Here is an 18,190-nt window from a genome sequence, read left to right on the forward strand (position 1 = left end):
CTGCCAAATTTGGGAGGAAGTCTAAAACTAGCTTGGAGGCGTCGTTATTTGTCTTATGGCGTGATGTGTGTGCCGGCTCCGTTTAGGGCTGTGTCTATGGGGCTGTCGGAGAGTCCGCTTGCGATTATTACCTCTATGCCGGTTTTGGCGGCCTCGGCGGCCATGAGTAGTTTTCTCTTCATGCCTCCCCTCACCTCTTCGCTTTGGACTAGCTTCTCCGCCTCTGGGGCGGTGAGGTGGGGCACCACCTTCCCGCCTATGTAGAGGCCCTCCACGTCGCTGAGGAGCAGGAGCTTCTGGGCCTTCACGGCCTTGGCTACGTCGAAGGCTAGCTGGTCTCCGTCGACGTTTAGAAGCTCGCCCTTCTCAGACACGGCGATGGGTGCCAGCAGTTTGAGGGGTGGGGGGAGTAGCTTGTCTGCATCTATCTGGGTGATGCGGCCGACGTAGCCTCCGTCCACCACCCTCTGCCGCCCCCTCTCGTCTACTATCAGGACTTTTTCTTTGCGTTTCGCCTTGACGACGCCGAGGTCTGCGCCGGTTAGGCCGAGGGCCGGTACGCCGAGGGCGTGGAGGGAGGCGACTATCTGTTTGTTTATCCAGTTCATGGCCATGACGAAGGTTTTTAGGGTTTCCCAGTCGGTGTATCTGCTTACGAGGCCTCCTGGGTGGGTTAGGTACTTGGGCTCTAGGCCTAGTCGCCTCATGAGATCGTTTACCATGCAACCGCCTCCGTGTACCACGACGGCTCGGTCTGCGTATTTGGGGAGGTTTTGTATTGTCTTGGTGGGGTCTTTGCAGACTACTGACCCGCCTATTTTTACGACTATCATATGGGGGCGATGGGGATTGTCCTGAGGCCTTCGTCTTCGGGGAAGCCCATGGCGATGTTGAAGGCCTGCACCGCCTGGCCAGCGGCGCCTCTGACCAGGTTGTCTATGGCGGCGAAGGTGACTACCCGGCCGAGGCGGGGGTCGATCTCAAACCCAATGTCGACGTAGTTGGAGCCGAGGATGTACTTGACGTTGGGGTACCGGGACACGCCGAGGCGGTCTTTTACCAGCCTTATGAACCTGGAGTCGCTGTACATTGACCTGTAGTATTTCCACATGTCGGCTTCTGTGAGCGTTTTGTCGGTGTATACGTGGCCTGTGGTGAATATGCCCCTCACGATGTCTACTGCGTGTGGGGTGAAGGCCACCTTTACGGGCCTGCCGGCGAGTAGGCTTAGCTCCTGCTCAATTTCGGCGATGTGGCGGTGGTGGACCGGCTCGTAGGGCCTCACTACGTAGGTGCGGAAGCTGTGTAGATCTACTATGGAGCCCTCGGCGCCGGCGCCGCTGGAGCCAATCTTGGCGTCTACCACGGGTGGGGTGTTGCCTATGACGCCGTATTTGGCTAGGGGGGCTAGCATGAGTATGGAGGCGGTGGCCATGCAGCCCGGCACCGCGACGAGCTTTGCGCCGGGTAGCTCGTGTCTGTGGAGCTCGGGCTGTCCGTATACGGCCTTCTGGAGGAGGTCGGGATATGGGTGGGGCTGGGGCCACTTGTACCACTCGACGTAGGCGTTGGGGTCCTTGAGGCGGAAGTCGGCGCTGAGGTCAAAGACGGCGACGCCGGATTCGTATAGCTTGGGCACCCACTTGATGGATTCGCCGTGTGGCAGGGCTAGGAACACTACGTCGGCCTTGAGGGCGGCGTCTATCGACGGCTCGACGAACTTAAGCTGGGTTACGCCGCGGAGGTTGGGGTGGACCCTGTAGACGTACTCCCCCTTGAACTTGCGGGAGGTGGCGCAGACCACCTCGACTCCGCTGTGCTGTAGGAGTAGCCTCAGGAGTTCCCCTCCGACGAATCCCGAGGCGCCTACTATGCAGACTTTCATACGAGCTCTGCCAAGGCCTGCGCCTCCTCTCTGTTTTCTATGGCGGGTACGGGGTCGACGTCGACGACGTAGTGGGCGGAGCCGTAGCTTCCGAGGGTGACGCGGGCGTACAATAGCCCGAGCTCCTTAAGGACGTCTGCCACTAGGCCGGTGGCTGTCTTCGCCGTGGCGAATATCTTGACTGTGGAGTGGGGCTTCGGTATGACGATGGTTACCTTGGAGAGGGGGTTGCGCATGTACATCCTGTGTTCTATCACGCTTTTGGCACCCTCGACGCTGGTCACGGGGCCGTCGAGGTCTAGGCGCCAGGCTGTGAGGAGTAGCCAGGGCCTCTCCAGCTCTACCTTCTCTACGGTGTGGTCTGTGGATACGAGGGCGTAGGGGGGTCCGTATTTGGGTATCCAGTTGAGGCGGTTGAGGGCGGCGTATATGGCGGGGGGCGGGTTTATGCTCCTCTTCGCCACCTGGCCGTACACGGCGGCGGTGTAGGGGTTGCCCATCCTTAGGATGGCTGTTCCGTGTAGGGCGTGGATTGGGGTTTCGGAGATGTTTACCACGACGGGCTTGTGGCCCCCTGCGGCCAGCGCGTCTGCTAGTATCTTGTCTTGTAGGGTGGGGCTGTCTGTGAGTATGTATATCGCCCCACTTTCCCCTCTGGCCCCTGGTCCATACGTGCCTCATGTGGCCACTATATAAGTTTTTTGTCTGCGAAAAGGTTATATATAGGTGGTATTTTGCGGGTCATGGAGGGGATTTCGGGGACGGCGTACGCCTCCGCTGTATAGCCTGCGGCTCTGTGTTTGCCCCCAACTATAGGCTATATAGGTGTCCCAAGTGCGGCGGCCTTCTCGAAGTGGAGGTGTCTAACCTACACTGGACCCCCAAGGGGAGGGGGGTGTGGCGCTACGCCTCTATGCTCCCGCTTAAGAGCGGCGTGTCGCTGGGGGAGGGCCAGACCCCTCTTGTGAAGTCTGTCCTGGGGGAGGGTCTCTATGTGAAGTTCGACGGGGCTAACCCGACGGGTAGCTTTAAGGATAGGGGGATGGCGCTGGGGGTGACCGTGGCGAGGGAGAGCGGAGCGAATAAGGTGGTGGTTGCCTCCACTGGCAACACTGCGGCGTCTGCGGCGGCTTACGCGGCTAGGGCTGGGCTTAGGTGCTACGTGGTTCTGCCGAGGGGGAACGTGGCGAGGGGTAAGCTGGTGCAGGCGGCGCTTCACGGTGCGGAGCTGGTGATGGTTAATGGCTATTTTGACAAGGCGCTGGAGTACGTGGTTAACTACGGCACTAGATACGCCTACCCCCTCAACAGCTTCAACCCGTGGAGGCTGGAGGGGCAGAAGACCCTCGCTTTTGAGGTATACGAGGAGCTGGGGTGTCCGGACTACGTGGTGGTGCCGGTGGGCAACGCCGGCAACATATCTGCAATCTGGAAGGGGTTTAAGGAGCTGGCCTCCCTGGGGCTGTGTAACAAGCTTCCAAAGATGATCGGGGTGCAGGCGGAGGGGGCGGCGCCGCTGGCAGATGCGTGGGAGAGGGGGCTGGAGGAGCCTCTATTTGTCGACGAGCCGAGGACCGTGGCGTCGGCTATCAAGATCGGGCGGCCTATCAACTGGCCTAAGGCTTTGAGGGCGGTGAGGGAGTCCGGCGGCTTTTTCGTAAAGGTGTCTGATGGGGAGATTATCAAGGCGCAGAGGCTCCTGGCGACTAAGGACGGCCTCGGGGCGGAGCCCGCCGGGGCGGCCTCGGTAGCCGCCGCTCTTAAGCTAGGCCTCAGAGGGACTGTGGTCGCCGTCGTCACCGGACACGCGTTGAAGGATCCCGACGCGGTGGAGGTATCGGCTAGGGAGGTTAGGAACGCCGACGAGCTCGCGGAGCTTTTAGAGCGATGAAGCCCGTAGTTAAGATAGGGGGGTCGCTCCTCCGCTCCGCTTCTGATTTCAAGAGGGCGGCCAGCTTCGTCGCGTCGTACCGGGAGCCGCCTGTCGTCGTCGTCTCGGCTATCAAGGGGGTGACGGACATGTTGCTGGAGCTTGAGCGGACTAGGAGCTACCTCCTCTACGAGGAGATTCTCCACAGACACCTATCGGTGGCCAGGGCATTGGGGGTGGAGGAGGCTATTGCGCCCCTCTTAAGGGAGCTTGAGGCGGCTCTGAAGGCGCCGCGTGGCCCGTGGTCCGCAGACTACTTCGCCTCCTTCGGCGAGAGGCTGTCGGCGAGGATCCTCCACGGGGTTTTGACGGCCATGGGAATGGAGGCGAGGCTCTTCGAGGCGCCGGTGGTGACAGACAGCAACTTCGGCAACGCGGACCCCCTCCGGCTTGAGCATAGGGATGAGATCGCGGAGCCGGGGGTGGTGGCGGTGGTGACGGGCTTCATCGGCAGGGACAGGGAGGGCCGCTTCACGACGGTGGGGCGCGGGGGTAGCGACTACACGGCCACCTACGTGGGTAAGGAGATCGGGGCGAGGAAGGTGACTTTGGTGACCGACTCGCCGGGGGTCATGACGGCGGATCCGCGGGAGGTGGAGGAGGCCTTCGTCCTGCCGCTCCTCTCCCTTGAGGAGGCGGTGGAGGCGGCTAAGGTGGGGGCGAAGAACTTCCACCCCCGCACCTTCATACCCGTGCTGGAGGCCGGGGGGATGGCTGTGGAGGTGAGGAGCTACGAGAGCCGGGGCACCCTCATCGCAAACGTCTACGCGCCGCCCCCCTTCAAAATCGCGGTAAGGTGCGGCCAGGGCAGTTGCGTGGTGGGGCTGGGGGCGCAGGAGCTGACAAAGCTGGGAGGCGTGGCGGTGGGGCGCTACTCGGTGAGGCTGGGGATCCCGCCGCGGCAGGCTCACGAACACCTAATCCTACCTTACGTCAAATATATAAGAGGGTAAAGCTGGCTGGATATGGATCGTCTGAAGGTCTACATCCTGGGGGCCACTGGGCTGGTGGGGCAGAGGTACGTCCAGCTCCTGGCGAGGCACCCCTGGTTCGAGGTGGTGGGCCTCGCCGCGTCGGAGAGGAGCGCCGGGAGGAGGCTGGGGGAGGTGGGGTGGGTTCTCGACGAGCCGCCTCCGCCGGAGGTGGCGGAGATGCGTATCGAGAAGCTGGACGTGGACAAGGTGCCGAGGGTCGACTTCGTATTCTCGGCCCTTCCCAGCGAGGTGGCGGCGAGGGTGGAGCCGGAGCTGGCGGCGCGGGGTTACGTGATACTATCCAACTCTAGCAACATGAGGATGGACCCCGACGTTCCGCTCATAATCCCCGAGGTGAACCCAGACGACCTCTCCCTCGTCGAGAGGCAGAGGGAGGGGCGTGGGTGGAGGGGGGCTGTGGTGAAGAAACCCAACTGCACCACCACTATTCTCAACCTGCCTCTGAAGCCTGTGCTGGACGAGTGGGGGATAGAGAGGGTGCACGTCGTCACCATGCAGGCCCTATCCGGCGCGGGGTACTCCGGCGTCCCCTCTGTGGCCATCGCCGACAACCTCATACCCTTCATAAGGGGCGAGGAGGAGAAGGTGGTGGGGGAGACGCGGAAGATCTTGAAGGCCGACTTTGAGATCTACGTCACGACGACGAGGGTTAACGTCGTCGACGGACACACGGAGGTTGTGTACGTAGACACGAGGCGGGACTTCGACGTTACGGCGGTGGCCGAGGTGCTGGAGAGGTTCAGAGGCCCGCCGCAGGAGCTTAAGCTCCCCACGGCGCCGGAGAGGCCCATCGAGGTTAGGCGCCAGGCGGACAGGCCCCAGCCGAGGCTGGACAGGATGGCAGGGAGAGGCATGGCGGTAGTAGTGGGGAGAATTAGGCGGCTCGCCTCCCGGAAGCTCTCCTTTATCGTCCTCGGCCACAACACCATTCGAGGCGCCGCCGGCAATTCAATCCTCACCGCAGAACTAATGGCGGCACAGAGCCGCTAGAAGCCCGGCACCCCCCCCCGACCTAAGGCGGGGCTCCCCCCTTCTTCTCAAGCGGCCCTCTATGTCGGCCTTGGCTACAGTTGCTGAGGTGACCTGCCGCTTTCGAGGGCGAGCTTCACAGCCTCTCGGTGTAGGGGGGTCTGCCAGGCGTAGTCCCTACCTACGCCTATTTCTTGTTTGGGGGGAGCGGGGCGATGGGGTCCACTAGCCTCGTCACGGGATTTTTATGGATCAAGTAGTCTACTAGTTCGCGGGGTGCGTTTAGTAGTGCGTCGAGGTTTTCCAGCGCCTCTTCCAGTGCGGTTCTGTGTCTAGCTAAGATGGCGGTGTCGAGCCTCCTGGACCTATATATCTTCTCGACGAGCTCGTCAACTTGCCGCCCCTCCTCGTCTAGCACCTCCACGGCCCTTGTGTTGCCCCCGTAGCTCTCCAGAGCTTTTCGAAGTCTGCGTCTAGCTGAGGCTCGGGATGCGGTACCTCTGGGGTGCGGAACGGAGTTTAGTGGCATTGTAATTAATGATAAAAATGGATATTGTAAGAAAGTTTAGTGGAGTCTCGGGATTTGGTTCTTGGTGAGGTGGTTAGGCGTGGTGTTGCGAAGGCTTATGACGTAGCAAAGTCTATGCCCTACAGCGTGTCTACTGTGTATTACCTGCTTTCTAGGTTGGGTGCGGAGGGTTTTGTGGAAAATTTCGGTGGGTTGTATAGACCTACTTTTAGGGGGGTTCTCCGCTATGTTGAGGTTTGGGGTTGCGACTTACATGTGGTGAATGTGGTTAGGGGGATGGTGGGCGGGGGATGGGGAAAGGCGTTGGGTGAGGAGGTGTGTGAAGCTCTTGAATTTTTGTCAAAATTTAGACCTTACTCCCGGGATTTGGCGCCGGCGTTGTTCGAGATTGTCTGGGGTGGTGGGAAGCTCGCGGAGTTGCCTGGGTCTGTGAGGCGGCTTCTCGCCGCTGTTGCGGCAAGCGTCGGGGGGCCTATTGACGAGATACACAGTGGTGTTTTACTGGGGAGGCTGTTTATTGGGCATTGTTCGCAGTGTGGGTTGAGTGTCAAGCCATGCCGGTATATAAAGCTGTAGGTGGGGTAAAAATAGCGGTTGACGCGTTGGTTAAGATAGTAATTAATGACAGGTTGGCGGCTGAGGTTGTGGCGAATCCCGAGGACTTGGAGGACTTGGGGATTGGCTACGCCTACAGCGAGGGGTTTATCTCAGATCTTGGCGACGTGGCCGAGGTGAGGGTGGCGGGGGACGAGGTGAGGCTGTGGATTAAGAGGCCCGTGGATGGGCCGGCGAGGCGTCTGGAGGACTGCGGCGTGGGGCATCTTTTAAAGGCTGTGGGGGGCGGCGGGGCTGTGGATGTGGAGTACATGAAGCGTCTGGCGGGGGATTTTACGAAGCTTACTATCTGGCACGTGGATCCCCACCTGGCTATGCACACCTCAGCTCTTTACCTGGATGGGGAGTGGCTGGTGGTTCACGACACGAGTAGGCACAGCGGCGTGATTAAGCTTATTGGTAAGTACCTGAGGAGGGGCGGCGCCGGGGTGAGGATAGCCTTCACCACGGGCAGGGTGTCTTCCGACATGGTTTACCGCCTCGCCACTATAGGCGTCGACGGCATTGTCTCCCTCAGGGGGCCGCTGTACAGCGGGCTTGAGGCGGCGTGTAGGCTGGGGATACCGCTTGTGTCCAACGTGCGGAATACAGGCTTCACGAGGCTTTGCTGATTTTTCGAAATTCTCTCGAATAAGAGATTAATAAGAAGGGTTTGATTGGTACGTGTCGTTCGAAGTTCTTTTGAAACACTATGAAGCGGTTAAGAGGGATCTCGAGAGGCTGTACGTCGAGGTTCCAGAGGGGGTTGACGGCTTGATGAGTCTCTACAATGGTGAGGAGGACTACACGTGTTTCACGGCGCGTAAAATCATGGGTAGGAGGGATAAGGGGGCTCAGCGCAACGTGTTCCTATGACGGCGGTAACTAGGAGGGGTTTTATCAAAATAGCGGCGCTGGCCACGGCCGCCCTCGGCATTGGGGCTGAGGCGCAGGTCCCGTTTAAGGCTACCAAGACGACGTGGGAGCTCGGCGAGATAGGGGGGAAGGTGGATCTGCCGCGGGCCTCGGTTGTCCCCGTCATCTGTCCATACTGCTCTGTTGGGTGTTCAATAGACATGTACGTGTCGGGGGGCAAGGTTGTGTGGAGCAGGGGGTCGGCGGATTCGCCTATTAACTTCGGGGCTCTGTGCCCCAAGGGCAAGGCGGCTTTTCAGCTGGTGGAGAACGAGCTTAGGGTGACCAAGCCCCTGATTAGGACGGGGCCGAAGCCTCCCCCCGAGGAGATTCTTGCAGCTAAGACGTGGGACGAGCTTCTGGCTGTGGTTAGGAAGTACCCGCCGAGGTGGAGGGAGGCTACGTGGGACGAGGCTTTCCAGCTCATCGCCTCTAGGCTGGCGAAGATTTTAAACGACTGGAGAGCCTCCACAGGTTCGCCTAGGCAGAAAGACGGCTTCTACTACGTGGGTAGGAACGTGCCTATACAGGTAATTGGCTCGTCGGTATTGACTAATGAGGAGGCTTACTTGACAAAGAAAATCGCAACGTTTTTGGGGACTTCTAATATGGATTCACAGTACCGCAAGTGCCACTCCTCGACTGTCAGCTCCCTAGCTGTGACCTACGGCTGGGGGGCAGAGACGGCGTCTATTGAAGACGTGGCGCTGGCGGACGTGGTGTTGTTCTGGTCCAGCCCCGCCGAGGCTCACCCGCTGTCCTTCGCCTACTTCTCCAAGGCTAAGAGGGAGAGAGGGACTATCTTCATCACTTTTGATCCCAGGTACTCCAGAACGGCTGCGGCATCTGACATATGGGTGCCGTTTAGGTCGGGCACAGACACCGCTATTCTGCTGTACATACTGCACCACGCGTTTTTCGAGCGCAACCCGCCCATAGACCAGCTGGAGGAGTTTAAGAGGCTTAGGGCTAGGTGGAATATTACCGACGACGACTTGGCCGACTTGAAGGAGCTGTTGAAGGAGTATGACGCAGACACGGTTTCAAACATAAGCGGCGTGCCTAAGGATCTTTTGAGGACTGTGGCGTCTATATACGTGGAGAACAGCGGTGTGGTGACTGGACACAAGAAGCACGGCATTATCCAGTGGGCCATGGGCTTCACGCAACACACCAACGCCACTATCAACATAATCAGAGCAGCTACAATTGTCCAGTTGCTTCTTGGAAACGTGGGGTACCCCGGAGGGGGGGCCCACCCGTTCCGCGGCCACAGCAACGTCCAAGGCGCCACCGACGTGCAGGGCGGCGGCGTTGACGGACTTCCGGGGTACCACGGGTTCCCGCTGTCCCCGCTTGAGGTGAGGCTGTACCAAGACTGGAAGCTCCAAGGAATGCCGGATGCGTGGAGCTGGTCGGTGCCGGACTGGGGTAGGTCTGCCTTCGCCACAACAGCCCCGGAGGCGGGTAAGGCAGATATCGGCAAGGTGCTCCAAGTGTTTAAGTACTACGGGTGGAGGAGGATGGAGCTGGCGTGGGGCGTGTTCTGCGGAACGGTGCCCGAGGACGATCCGCAGAACGGCACGGTTGTATGCGACTTCCCAGTGGGCACCGGCACCACTGAGGTGATGTTGCCAAGGAGGGCACTCGCCGGGGAGATCAAGGCGGCTCTCATATTCGGCGAAAACCCAGCCGTCACAAACCCCAACGCCAAGATAGTGATGGCCGGCCTCGCCGCGCTTGATCTGCTGGTTGTCTATGACCTCTTCGAGACGGAGACTGCGTGGTTTGCCGACGTGCTGTTGCCAGCGGCGTCTTTCGCCGAGAAGGAGGGCACGAGGACCAACGGGAACAGGGTCCTGCAGTGGACCTACCGCGCGCTTCCGCCCAAGGGCGACGCCAAGCCGGAGTATTGGATACTCACAAAGCTGTACCAGTACCTGCGCCGGGCCGGGGCCTTGGTTTTGCCGAGCGAGGCGGCGGGCGTCGGTAAGGAGCAGGTTAAGTTTAGAAAAGGCGGGAAGCTGGTGTTTGTATACGAGAGGCAGCTGAAGCCCGACGCCAGTTGGGACTACTCAGGTGGTTTGGGGAAGAGCGCCCCGATTTCTCCCATAGAGGCTGAGGCCAACCCCAGGTTGATAAATAAAGAGATTAACTTCACTATGTTGATTTACCAGGGGATGTATGACCCCATACGCGACGAGTTTACCTCAATGAGGAGGGTTGCGCAGTTCCGCAAGCTTGGGCAGATAGACGGGGTGTTCAGCTCCGAGTTCAAGGTCTACAAGGACTGGGGGTGGGCTTGGCCTATGAATGTCCGTTTCCTCTACAACTACGATTCTCTGAAGGCCGTGCTGGGGGTCACGGACAAGGTAAAGGCGGCGGGTAAGGATTGGGAGCTGTCTGGCGAGGCAGGTGAGTGGATTGACGAGTTCACGGGTGAGTACCGCCCGGCGTTTGTGCCCGGCCACAACTTCTGGGTGCCGAGGAGCTTCAAGAGGAGGTTATCTGGCATTGCCGACGTCTTCGGCGGGCTGGATATTATGCACTTTGTGAAGACCGGGGAGGTGAGGATACTGGGGAAGTTCGTTGTGGAGGAGGGTGGCGAGGTGAAGGCGGTGTCGTACGACGAGTTTGTGGCTAGGACCGGGATGAAGTATCTATGGGCCAACGACACTTTGTACTGGGATCAAGACACAACTTCGCTTAAGGCGGCTTTGAAGAGGCCCTTCTTCACCGGCGGGGACTGGAGGTCTTTCAAGCCGAATTACCAGAAGATGAGGGACTTACTTGCGCAGTACTACCAGCAGCTGGGTAGTTTGAAGGATGCAACCCTTAAGGTGATTTCTGAGATGGGTGGGTGGTACAAGGGATACAGCTTCCAGTGGCCGATACACACAGAGCCGGTGGAGTCGCCGTTGCCCGAGCTGGCCATTAAGTACCCGACGCTGGCTTGGCTAAACCCCTACAACCTCATGGTGTTGCAAGACCAGCCCGATATTACCAAGGGCAAAAACGTCGGCGTGGCTCTGACGCCTGACGATCTCAAGGACGTGCCGGGGGAGCTGGTTGTGATTACCAGCAACAGACTTACGGAGCACTTCCACAGCGGCGCCATGACTAGAAACGTGCCGTACCTCGCGGAGCTGGTGCCGGAGCCCTTTGTCTACGTGCCGAGGAGCCTCGCGGAGAAGCTGGGGGTGAAGTCGGGCGACTACGTCGACGTCGTGACGCTGAGAGGCGGCTTGAGGATGAAGGCGTACGTCACAGACGGCGAGGCCTACCTCAAGGTAAACGGTAAGGAGCTACCGGTGATAAACGTGATTTGGGCCTTCAGCTTCGAGGGATACGTGACGGGGCCGCAGGGCAACTTCCTAAACCCTGACGTGGGCGACGTGGTTACCACAATACAGGAGTCCAAGGCGTGGATGGGCAAGATTAGGAAAGCGTCGGCTGTGTGACTATGGTGTCGGTGAAGTTCCCCAGGCCCGACGAGGGCGTCGCGGTGCTGGTAGATCTAGACAAGTGCATCGGCTGCAGGGCGTGTCAAGTTGCGTGTAAGGACTGGAACGGGAGGCCGGCTGAGAAGGCGAAGTTCACGGGGACGCTGGCATCTCCAAGCTGGCTCACCGCCGAGGACTGGAAGGTCGTGTTCTACTACGAGGGGAAGGCCGAGAAGAAGTTGCTCACACCGGCTGGCGAGGTGACCTTCAGCCAGTTCGACTTGGCGGCCCTGCCGTACAACTGTATGCACTGCGTCGAGGCGCCGTGCGCCAGGGCCTGCCCCGTAGGCGCCATAAAAGTCACAAGTGACGGCGCCGTGGTGATAAATAGGGACGAGTGTATTGGCTGTGGCTACTGCGAGGCGACCTGTCCTTACGACGTGCCGAAGAAGGGCGCCGACGGCAGGTATTACAAGTGCACCTTCTGCGTAGATAGGATAGAGAACGGGAGGGCACCAGCATGCGTCGAGGTTTGTCCCACCAACGTCTTCACATTTGGCCCCGCCAGTGAGGTGGTGGCGAAGGCGAGGGAGGAGCAGAAGCGGGGCCGCTACGTCTACGGACTAGACGTGGATAGCTACGTCGGCGGCCAAGTCCGTTGGATATACGTCACGTCTAATAGAAGGGCGTTCGCCGTAAAGGAGCACTTCTCCAAGGTGGCGCCGCGTACAGCACAGCAGCTGAGGGAGTTGATTAAGCCAGTGACTCTATACGGCGGTGCCGTGTTAGCCGCGGCGCTGGCCGCCGCCGGCTTAGCCGCTTGGCGCCAGGCAAGGGCTAGGGAGAAGAGGGCAAGGGAAGGCTCCTCGACGGATTAGGGGAGTAAAGTTTTTAAACTTGTTCACAATTATTATCTATGGATAGAGTTGAAGTTGTAAGTATAGGTTATAAAATTGCTCACCATTGGAACTTGATATTGTTCACCATACTAGCCATCACAGGTGGCGTCTTGTTCAGCATAGAGGTAACCAGTTGGTTTGCCTACGTGGTGGGGTCTCCCTTGTCCACGGTTTCGGGTACAGATCCCGTGACTACGGGGGTGCAGTTGCTTAGAACCAGCCACCGTTTCATCGGATTCGTCTGGGGGGCCTTGCTCACAGTTTACGCGCTTTATCTTCTTATATTTAGGAGGGTGGAGGTCTTCAGACCTCTCGCCAAACCTCTCGGTAGGCAGATTGCGGAGGCTAAGGCTATTGTTAGTCATTATATGTTGGGAAGGCCCTTGCCTCCAGATGTGGAGAGGGAGTTGGATAGGCACAACATCTTAGTTTCATACATGGCCCTGGTCCTAGTGGTGTCGGTGCTGTTTCTCAGCGTGAGCGGCGTCTTGCTCGTGTATAGAGACGCCCTGGGCATCACGCCCACTACGGCGTCTTGGCTCTTGTTGCTACACGACGTCGGCTTCGCCATGGGTCTTCTATTCGTGGCTATGCACCTCTTCGCTGTGACGCACCCCAGCAACAAGCCTCTTCTTAACGCCATGTTCGGCGACGGCAAGGCCGATCTGGGGTGGTTGCGGAGACACATGCCGAGGTACTTGGCTAGGCGTGGAGTTGGATAAGGCTATCTGTGGGGAAGACAAGAAGTGTCTAGAGGAGCTGGCGGAGCTCCCCTCTTTTTTAAAAGAGTTGGACGAGGCGGCGAGGAGGTTTCAAATACAGGCGTCACCAGGAGTGAAGCCGCTGATTAGGGGGGTTGACGTCGAGGCGGCGAGAGCCGCGGCTGGTAGGCAGGTCTCCGGCGAATTTGTAGATTACCTAATCAGGAGGGCTCTCTACTTTAGATACGGCGGAGGGGAGTGGACGGGGCGCTGTGCTGTGTGCGGCGAGCCAGCCACTTTGGTGGTGCTCCGAAGATCTGACTTCGGCATCTACGAGGGATATAAGGCAGAGGCTAGGTGTATATGCGGCTCGACGTGGAGCTACGCGCCATGGAAATGCCCAAAATGCGGCGTGGAGGGGCGCGAACACTTCGAGGTCTATATCCTAGACGAGGCTAAGGTGCTGAGGTGCAGGAGATGCGGCCACGTTTTTGGCGAGGTGGAAGATGTACGTGAGGAATATCTACAGACGCTTCATCTTAAGTTGTTAATGATTTTCACGAAAATAGGTGGGGGCAAGACTCTACCTTAGTACAACTAATAGAAACATAAAGCAATACTGTTCTAATGTCTCAACTCCATTGGCAGTAGTCTCGAGATATACACCACTGAGGCTCTTGCGCCAGTTAGCTGATTTTTCGGCGTTGTAAAGCGGGATTCATTGCTTCACAATAAATGGCCTTAAACAGCGAATGCGGGGGTAGCTACTCAATAACTATGTCGGAGGGGTCTGTGGACACGTTTAAGATATAGCCATTGGCTTTAGATCGTACATGAAGATGCTCGCCTACAGCCTAGGCGTGGGGGTACTTCGTGAATAACTTGAGAGGTTGCGAGAGACGGCGCCTCGGTGAGAGATGTGGCACACGGCGAGAAGCTGAGGCTTGGCCAGATACTTGGGGCCTGGGCCTGCGACGCCGCGGCAAAGAGGGGCGTCGGCGTGGTGTCTGTCTCCGGGGGAGCCGCTGTAAACGACATCATTTTAAGAGGCATAGCGGAGGAGGTTCCCCGCTGTGGGTAGCGCCTTGTCCAGCACAGGAGAGCCCCGCCTGGCGACGGGGGGATAGCCCTCGGCCAGGTCTACTACGCCGCCTATCTCTAGCCGGAGGCTCCCGGCTCTATATGCTCTGCCGGACTCACGATGTCTATACCCAAAGACCTGGCCAAGGCGCGCACAAAGTCCGGGTTTTTGTCATGTATAAACGGCGACACTAGAAGCACTCTCTCAACCCTCCTCCCAGACACCTTTTCATACAGCTCCACCTTCCTCTTTACATATGGCAAATCGCCGCGCCTAACCGCGGAGGTGATCTCCACAAGGATGGTCACACCGTTCTTAACCACCACGTCTAGCTCTACCTCGCTTGGGTAGCCGTAGATCTGGCCTTTGTCGTCAAAGTAGGTCCACCGCTCCACCACGTAGCCGGCCTCTCTTAGCAACTCCCTAACCCCCTCCCTGAAGGCCTCCTCACTCCACACACCCCACCTAGCCCCCAGGGCCGTAATCTGTATAGACAACTTCCTAATCTCAGCTCGCAACTCCTCCTTGGTGGCGAATATCTTCAAATCTTCCTTGGTTGCGAAGGCTTTTAGATCCTCCTTAGTGGCAAAAGCTCTTAGATCCTCTTTCGTGGCGAAGGCTTTGAGATCCTCCTTCGTCGCCATCCTGTTCTTTATGTCTTCTAGCTCCTCCTTGGTGGCCAGCGTCTTTAAATCCTCTTTTGTAGCTATTCTGCTTTCTATCTCCTCTAGCCTCTTTCCTATCTTTTCTAACTCCTCCCTTTTGGCCATGATATTTTTAACTTCTTCTAGTTCTTTTTTCGTGGCCATGGTGTTTTTGATCTCCTCAATCTCCTTCATCAACTTCTCCCAGGGTAGTAGCTTGGCGAGGGCCTCATACACGATGTGAGGCCTAGCGGTCAGTACCTCCACTAAAATCTCCGGATGCTCCAGCAAGACACGCCTCACCTCCTCAGCAACAGACACAGACACGTACGATACGGGAATATAAAAACATGTGTTGACCATATACTTCTGAGCCGCCGCAGAGGTCTATGGCATGTACAGCCTTGGCAATTACTGTAAGCCTCCCAGTGGCGTCTATCCCACTCAGCCTATGGGGCCAAGTCTGGCTGGTAAAGTCATGTAACGAGTGTAGAGAAAATTATGAGACCTGGAGGAGTTATAAAAGAGGGCGTAGCCAAGCCAGTTGAGGAGGAGCCTCAAAGACTGTTCAACACGTCCTCTACAAGTGGTTAACCGAGTTGGGTAGCGCCAGGTAGCTGGCCCCCGCCAGTGTGAAGGAGCCAGCCGAGAGGGTGAGGAGGTAGCTCGACTTGATATTATGGAGTGTTGTACCTCTTCTGGGCTATATAAGGCGCCTCCGTTGACCTGCCAGCGGTGCTGGCGAGGCTAGTGGGGCTTGGCTACGAGGTGGGCCGCGCCACTTTTAGGGAGGGCTTTATCCACCTGGAGCCACTCCCCGGCGGCTACGCGGCGAGGCGGGTGTACGAAGACGGGACGGTGTACGTCTTGGCGGATCTGCAGAGAGGCGCCGTGGGCGTTTACGCCGACATATACCCCGTCTTCACAAGGGGGCTGGCGGAGCTGACGCGGGCTTTAAACGAGGCCCAGCTCCCCGAGCCGGCGAGGACGGAGTTCGCGGTGGCCTTCGGCCACATGGGGAGGGACTGCAGATCCGAGAAGGTGAAGCTCGCAGACGTGGAGTTCGTCAAAAGCGGATTTGTGCTCATACACGGCGAGCCCCAGGAGGGGGAGGGAATACAGATCGCCCTCACCCCAATAGACGGATCCCGCTACATAGGCTACATAGCCATACACGGCAGGTGGCAGTTCACTATACCCCACGTCTATAGAATAAACGACTTAATCAACGCCGCCGTGAACTACCTCAATTGCTCACAGCCCCAGTAAACCCCTCAGCTTCTCCACCAGCCTCAACACGGCTTCTCTGTGTAGTTCAAACCCCTCTCTTCTCATGAAGTTGTGGTAGTAGTTTGCGTGGAGGCCCTCGGCCATTCTAAACCCCACCACCAACTCCCTGTCCCTCGTCTCTGTGTAGAGCCGATCTATGGCGACGGCGTAGTCCCGGTGGCTGTAGTGCTCCCAGCCCCTCTTATCCGCTATTGCGTTTAGGAGGGCGGCTACGGCGCCCCAGTACTTCTCCCCAGCCTGAAGCAAGTCGCCCCTCTGATACAGCTCCTCAGCCTCCCTCAGGTACTTCTCGTGGAGCTTCAGGTAAGCCTCGACGCGCTGAGGCGGATCCAGCCTAGCCGCCACCAGCTCAACGAGAAACTCCTCCACGTCGCGATCTCCCGCCGACTTTTTCACAATCTCCGCCACCTCGCGAGAAATCTCTGCATACGCCATCGGAAACCGGCTTAAATCTTTACTCCTGACAAACACTGGAGCGCTCATCGCCTTTCTACCTCTCCATCTGGCGCGGGGAAGGCTGTAGAGGCATCCGGGGGGGGGGCGTTGCAGGCCTTTAACGCCTATTTATACCGGCTTAAAAACTCCTTTACAATGTCGATTAATATCTGGACGTCTCTTTTAGCCGACTCCTCGTTGCGGTAGGGGCTTAAAACTCCCTCTCTATCCGGCCCGTTGTACTGGTGTATTTGGAGGGCTAGAGATGTGGCGAGAGTAGCCTCGCGGCCTAACAACTGCGAGAGCTCCTTCATCAAAGTGGTGGGGACTAAGGCGAGTATCCAATAGGCCTTTTTAACCCTCCTCCCCTCTCTAATCCCTACGGAACCTGGGTAGAGCCGCTCCAGCTCCGCCACCTTGTCGGCAAGCATGGCGCCCAGCAAGGCCTTCCAAGCCTGGAACGCCTTGCCGGCGGCGTTTCTAACAAGGCCCTGTCGGAGAAACCTCTCCGCTAGCTCAGCCTCGTATTCAGCCTCCAGGATCCTCGTCTTTTTATATCCCTCTAAATCAAGCCACGGCTTCGACAGCTCTACATATAGACATAAACCTTAGTTTAAAAGGCTAAACATGGGCGCCGCTGTTCCGTGAAGGCTCCGCCGTTTAGAGGGCTTGCCGACTATAGGTGCGCGATGCGCTCCTTGCGCTAGAGACCCATCTCTATCTCCCGACACTTGCCGCTTCTTTAGTCTGGTGAAGTGGACACCTTGTGGATCTGGGGAGTTACCGCGCCGCCAGAGCCGTATGATCACCTAGACTCTCTCCACACACTTATGGCGCTAGACGTTGTCGACCGGGGCCGGTGATCCAGCCACTCCGCGACAAGCTCAAAAAGAAACTCCAAATCTCCCCTCTCCGCATTTTTAACGCCTTAAGTTCACGAAAAATCGCCGCAACTTCCGGTGAGACGAGGCTCAAATCTCTACCGGCTTAATCGTCCTCAACACATATATCTCCTGTGTTGTGTCTCTATGTGGTGCGTCGTCTAGAGGGGGTGAGGTGGGGGGAGCTGGGGGCTCGGCTAGTTCTGCTGTTCGGCTCGGCGCTGAGGAGGGAGAACCCGCGGGACGTGGATTTGGTGGTCTTCGCCGACCCCGGCTCCGACGGCGAGGAGATCGCCTTGAGGGTTATGCAGGCGGTGGAGGAGGCGGCGGGCGCCGAGACGGACGTCTACGTCGTCGACGATCCGGGCGACGTGAACTGCTTCCTGCTACACGAGGCCTTGAGGACTGGGGTTTTGCTGTACCAAGACGAAGTGGGGCGGGAGATGTTGGTGAGGGCCGTGGGGATTTGCTACGACTTCTTCCTACCCCGGGAGAAGCTCGGCTACACAGAGACGTTGCTGGGCAGGGTTCTGGGCAATGCTCCACGATAGACTCATCGAGGTTGTGGCGGCCCACGTCAAGCTACTAGACGAGGCGGTGGATAGAGGAGTGGCCCTAGACGACGTCTTTGAGCTGTACGGTGTCCTCCACGCCCTGCAGGTACACGCACAAGCCGCCATAGACTACCTCCTACACCTTCTCTATTTTGGGGAGGTCTGCAGAGACGCCTCTGCGGTGTGTCGACGTGCTCCACAGAGAGGGCCTCCTGGGGGAGCAAGACGCCCGTCTATTGAAAAAGATGATTAGGTTTAGAAACATAGTAGTGCATCAGTACGGAGCCATAGACGTGGAGAAGGTTGAGAAGATCCTGGCTTCACGCGGCTACCGAGATGTGCTGAGAATCCTCACAACACTCCATACCAAGCTGAGGGAGAGGGGCGCCGCAGATCCTTAGCCACGTCTGTGAGATATTTGCGACATGACCTGAGGGGTCTGCAG

Annotated in this window: 22 protein-coding genes; 15 read left to right on the forward strand and 7 right to left on the reverse strand. The window is 58.2% G+C overall.

Annotation, left to right across the window (positions count from 1 at the left end):
- Positions 1–53: 53 nt before the first annotated feature.
- From P186_RS07660 to P186_RS07670, 3 genes are read right to left on the reverse strand one after another with little or no spacing between them, the layout of a single operon-like run.
- Complete coding sequence (locus P186_RS07660) at positions 54–833, reverse strand: [LysW]-aminoadipate/[LysW]-glutamate kinase (RefSeq protein WP_014288877.1); 780 nt, start codon at positions 831–833, stop codon at positions 54–56.
- Positions 830–1,885 carry an N-acetyl-gamma-glutamyl-phosphate reductase gene (argC, locus tag P186_RS07665; protein WP_014288878.1) on the reverse strand — a complete coding sequence of 352 codons (1,056 nt, stop codon included), beginning with the start codon at positions 1,883–1,885 and terminating at the stop codon, positions 830–832. The genes P186_RS07660 and argC overlap by 4 nt, the downstream gene beginning before the upstream one ends.
- Positions 1,882–2,442: a hypothetical protein gene (locus P186_RS07670; RefSeq protein ID WP_014288879.1), complete on the reverse strand. Its 561-nt coding sequence runs from the start codon at positions 2,440–2,442 to the stop codon at positions 1,882–1,884. Before P186_RS07670 ends, argC begins: the two co-directional genes overlap by 4 nt.
- Positions 2,443–2,681: 239 nt before the next feature.
- On the opposite strand from P186_RS07670, the gene thrC reads away from it, so the two are divergent.
- From thrC to asd, 3 genes are read left to right on the forward strand one after another with little or no spacing between them, the layout of a single operon-like run.
- Positions 2,682–3,776: a threonine synthase gene (thrC, locus tag P186_RS07675; RefSeq protein WP_014288880.1), complete on the forward strand. Its 1,095-nt coding sequence runs from the start codon at positions 2,682–2,684 to the stop codon at positions 3,774–3,776.
- A complete protein-coding gene (locus tag P186_RS07680) occupies positions 3,773–4,768 on the forward strand; it encodes an amino acid kinase family protein (RefSeq protein WP_014288881.1) in 996 nt (331 codons plus the stop codon). Before thrC ends, P186_RS07680 begins: the two co-directional genes overlap by 4 nt.
- Before the next feature lie 12 nt (positions 4,769–4,780).
- The gene (gene asd, locus P186_RS07685) at positions 4,781–5,800 is read left to right on the forward strand and encodes an aspartate-semialdehyde dehydrogenase (RefSeq protein WP_014288882.1); all 1,020 of its coding nucleotides are present in this window, start codon (positions 4,781–4,783) and stop codon (positions 5,798–5,800) included.
- Between the two features lie 166 nt (positions 5,801–5,966).
- On the opposite strand, the gene P186_RS07690 is transcribed toward asd, so the two are convergent.
- Entirely contained in the window at positions 5,967–6,203 is a 237-nt protein-coding gene (locus P186_RS07690; RefSeq protein WP_014288883.1) for a hypothetical protein, read from the reverse strand.
- Between the two features lie 144 nt (positions 6,204–6,347).
- Between P186_RS07690 and P186_RS07695 the strand changes: the two genes are divergently transcribed.
- From P186_RS07695 to P186_RS13845, 8 genes are all read left to right on the forward strand, one after another.
- On the forward strand, positions 6,348–6,884 hold the full coding sequence (locus tag P186_RS07695) for a hypothetical protein (RefSeq protein WP_014288884.1): 537 nt from the start codon (positions 6,348–6,350) through the stop codon (positions 6,882–6,884).
- Entirely contained in the window at positions 6,863–7,534 is a 672-nt protein-coding gene (locus P186_RS07700) for a sulfurtransferase FdhD (protein WP_014288885.1), read from the forward strand. Before P186_RS07695 ends, P186_RS07700 begins: the two co-directional genes overlap by 22 nt.
- Positions 7,535–7,586: 52 nt before the next feature.
- Positions 7,587–7,778 carry a hypothetical protein gene (locus tag P186_RS07705; protein WP_014288886.1) on the forward strand — a complete coding sequence of 64 codons (192 nt, stop codon included), beginning with the start codon at positions 7,587–7,589 and terminating at the stop codon, positions 7,776–7,778.
- Positions 7,775–11,278 (forward strand): molybdopterin-dependent oxidoreductase, encoded by a 3,504-nt coding sequence (locus tag P186_RS07710; RefSeq protein ID WP_014288887.1) that lies wholly within the window; start codon positions 7,775–7,777, stop codon positions 11,276–11,278. Before P186_RS07705 ends, P186_RS07710 begins: the two co-directional genes overlap by 4 nt.
- 2 nt (positions 11,279–11,280) lie before the next feature.
- Positions 11,281–12,138 carry a 4Fe-4S dicluster domain-containing protein gene (locus tag P186_RS07715; RefSeq protein ID WP_014288888.1) on the forward strand — a complete coding sequence of 286 codons (858 nt, stop codon included), beginning with the start codon at positions 11,281–11,283 and terminating at the stop codon, positions 12,136–12,138.
- Positions 12,139–12,176: 38 nt separating this feature from the next.
- Entirely contained in the window at positions 12,177–12,881 is a 705-nt protein-coding gene (locus tag P186_RS07720) for a cytochrome b/b6 domain-containing protein (RefSeq protein WP_014288889.1), read from the forward strand.
- Positions 12,868–13,452, forward strand: coding sequence for a formate dehydrogenase (locus P186_RS07725; protein WP_014288890.1), 585 nt, complete (start codon positions 12,868–12,870; stop codon positions 13,450–13,452). The genes P186_RS07720 and P186_RS07725 overlap by 14 nt, the downstream gene beginning before the upstream one ends.
- Positions 13,453–13,770: 318 nt before the next feature.
- Positions 13,771–13,941 carry a hypothetical protein gene (locus P186_RS13845; protein WP_014288891.1) on the forward strand — a complete coding sequence of 57 codons (171 nt, stop codon included), beginning with the start codon at positions 13,771–13,773 and terminating at the stop codon, positions 13,939–13,941.
- 77 nt (positions 13,942–14,018) lie between these two features.
- Here P186_RS13845 and P186_RS07730 read toward each other — a convergent pair whose 3' ends face one another.
- Positions 14,019–14,906, reverse strand: coding sequence for a PD-(D/E)XK nuclease family protein (locus P186_RS07730; protein ID WP_148682853.1), 888 nt, complete (start codon positions 14,904–14,906; stop codon positions 14,019–14,021).
- A 414-nt stretch (positions 14,907–15,320) separates the two neighbouring features.
- Here P186_RS07730 and P186_RS07735 point away from each other — a divergent pair, with 414 nt between their 5' ends.
- Positions 15,321–15,854, forward strand: a complete 534-nt coding sequence (locus tag P186_RS07735; protein WP_014288894.1) for a hypothetical protein — start codon at positions 15,321–15,323, stop codon at positions 15,852–15,854.
- Here the strand turns inward: P186_RS07735 and P186_RS07740 are convergent.
- A complete protein-coding gene (locus P186_RS07740; protein WP_014288895.1) occupies positions 15,840–16,310 on the reverse strand; it encodes a PaREP1 family protein in 471 nt (156 codons plus the stop codon). The two genes, P186_RS07735 and P186_RS07740, sit on opposite strands and share 15 nt — an antisense overlap.
- A gap of 125 nt (positions 16,311–16,435) precedes the next feature.
- Complete coding sequence (locus P186_RS07745) at positions 16,436–16,897, reverse strand: PaREP1 family protein (RefSeq protein WP_148682854.1); 462 nt, start codon at positions 16,895–16,897, stop codon at positions 16,436–16,438.
- Between the two features lie 443 nt (positions 16,898–17,340).
- Here P186_RS07745 and P186_RS07750 point away from each other — a divergent pair, with 443 nt between their 5' ends.
- Genes P186_RS07750 through P186_RS14310 form a run of 3 tightly spaced genes read left to right on the forward strand, consistent with a single transcriptional unit; the run spans position 17,341 to position 18,146 of the window.
- A complete protein-coding gene (locus tag P186_RS07750) occupies positions 17,341–17,742 on the forward strand; it encodes a hypothetical protein (protein ID WP_237179368.1) in 402 nt (133 codons plus the stop codon).
- Positions 17,729–17,998: a hypothetical protein gene (locus tag P186_RS14305; RefSeq protein WP_014288898.1), complete on the forward strand. Its 270-nt coding sequence runs from the start codon at positions 17,729–17,731 to the stop codon at positions 17,996–17,998. Before P186_RS07750 ends, P186_RS14305 begins: the two co-directional genes overlap by 14 nt.
- Entirely contained in the window at positions 17,937–18,146 is a 210-nt protein-coding gene (locus P186_RS14310; protein WP_237179369.1) for a HepT-like ribonuclease domain-containing protein, read from the forward strand. Before P186_RS14305 ends, P186_RS14310 begins: the two co-directional genes overlap by 62 nt.
- The last annotated feature ends 44 nt before the right edge of the window (positions 18,147–18,190 follow it).

Origin of the sequence: Pyrobaculum ferrireducens (assembly GCF_000234805.1) — an archaeon.
Lineage (GTDB): Archaea > Thermoproteota > Thermoprotei > Thermoproteales > Thermoproteaceae > Pyrobaculum > Pyrobaculum ferrireducens.

What these genes read in the sequence shown, in the direction of transcription:
- P186_RS14305 (WP_014288898.1), top strand. Translation starts at nt 17,729, where the DNA reads ATGCTCCACGATAGACTCATCGAGGTTGTGGCGGCCCACGTCAAGCTA.
- P186_RS07680 (WP_014288881.1), top strand. Translation starts at nt 3,773, where the DNA reads ATGAAGCCCGTAGTTAAGATAGGGGGGTCGCTCCTCCGCTCCGCTTCT.
- P186_RS07720 (WP_014288889.1), top strand. Translation starts at nt 12,177, where the DNA reads ATGGATAGAGTTGAAGTTGTAAGTATAGGTTATAAAATTGCTCACCAT.
- argC (WP_014288878.1), bottom strand. Translation starts at nt 1,885, where the DNA reads ATGAAAGTCTGCATAGTAGGCGCCTCGGGATTCGTCGGAGGGGAACTC.
- P186_RS07740 (WP_014288895.1), bottom strand. Translation starts at nt 16,310, where the DNA reads ATGGCGTATGCAGAGATTTCTCGCGAGGTGGCGGAGATTGTGAAAAAG.
- P186_RS07710 (WP_014288887.1), top strand. Translation starts at nt 7,775, where the DNA reads ATGACGGCGGTAACTAGGAGGGGTTTTATCAAAATAGCGGCGCTGGCC.
- P186_RS07660 (WP_014288877.1), bottom strand. Translation starts at nt 833, where the DNA reads ATGATAGTCGTAAAAATAGGCGGGTCAGTAGTCTGCAAAGACCCCACC.
- P186_RS07715 (WP_014288888.1), top strand. Translation starts at nt 11,281, where the DNA reads ATGGTGTCGGTGAAGTTCCCCAGGCCCGACGAGGGCGTCGCGGTGCTG.
- P186_RS07700 (WP_014288885.1), top strand. Translation starts at nt 6,863, where the DNA reads ATGCCGGTATATAAAGCTGTAGGTGGGGTAAAAATAGCGGTTGACGCG.
- asd (WP_014288882.1), top strand. Translation starts at nt 4,781, where the DNA reads ATGGATCGTCTGAAGGTCTACATCCTGGGGGCCACTGGGCTGGTGGGG.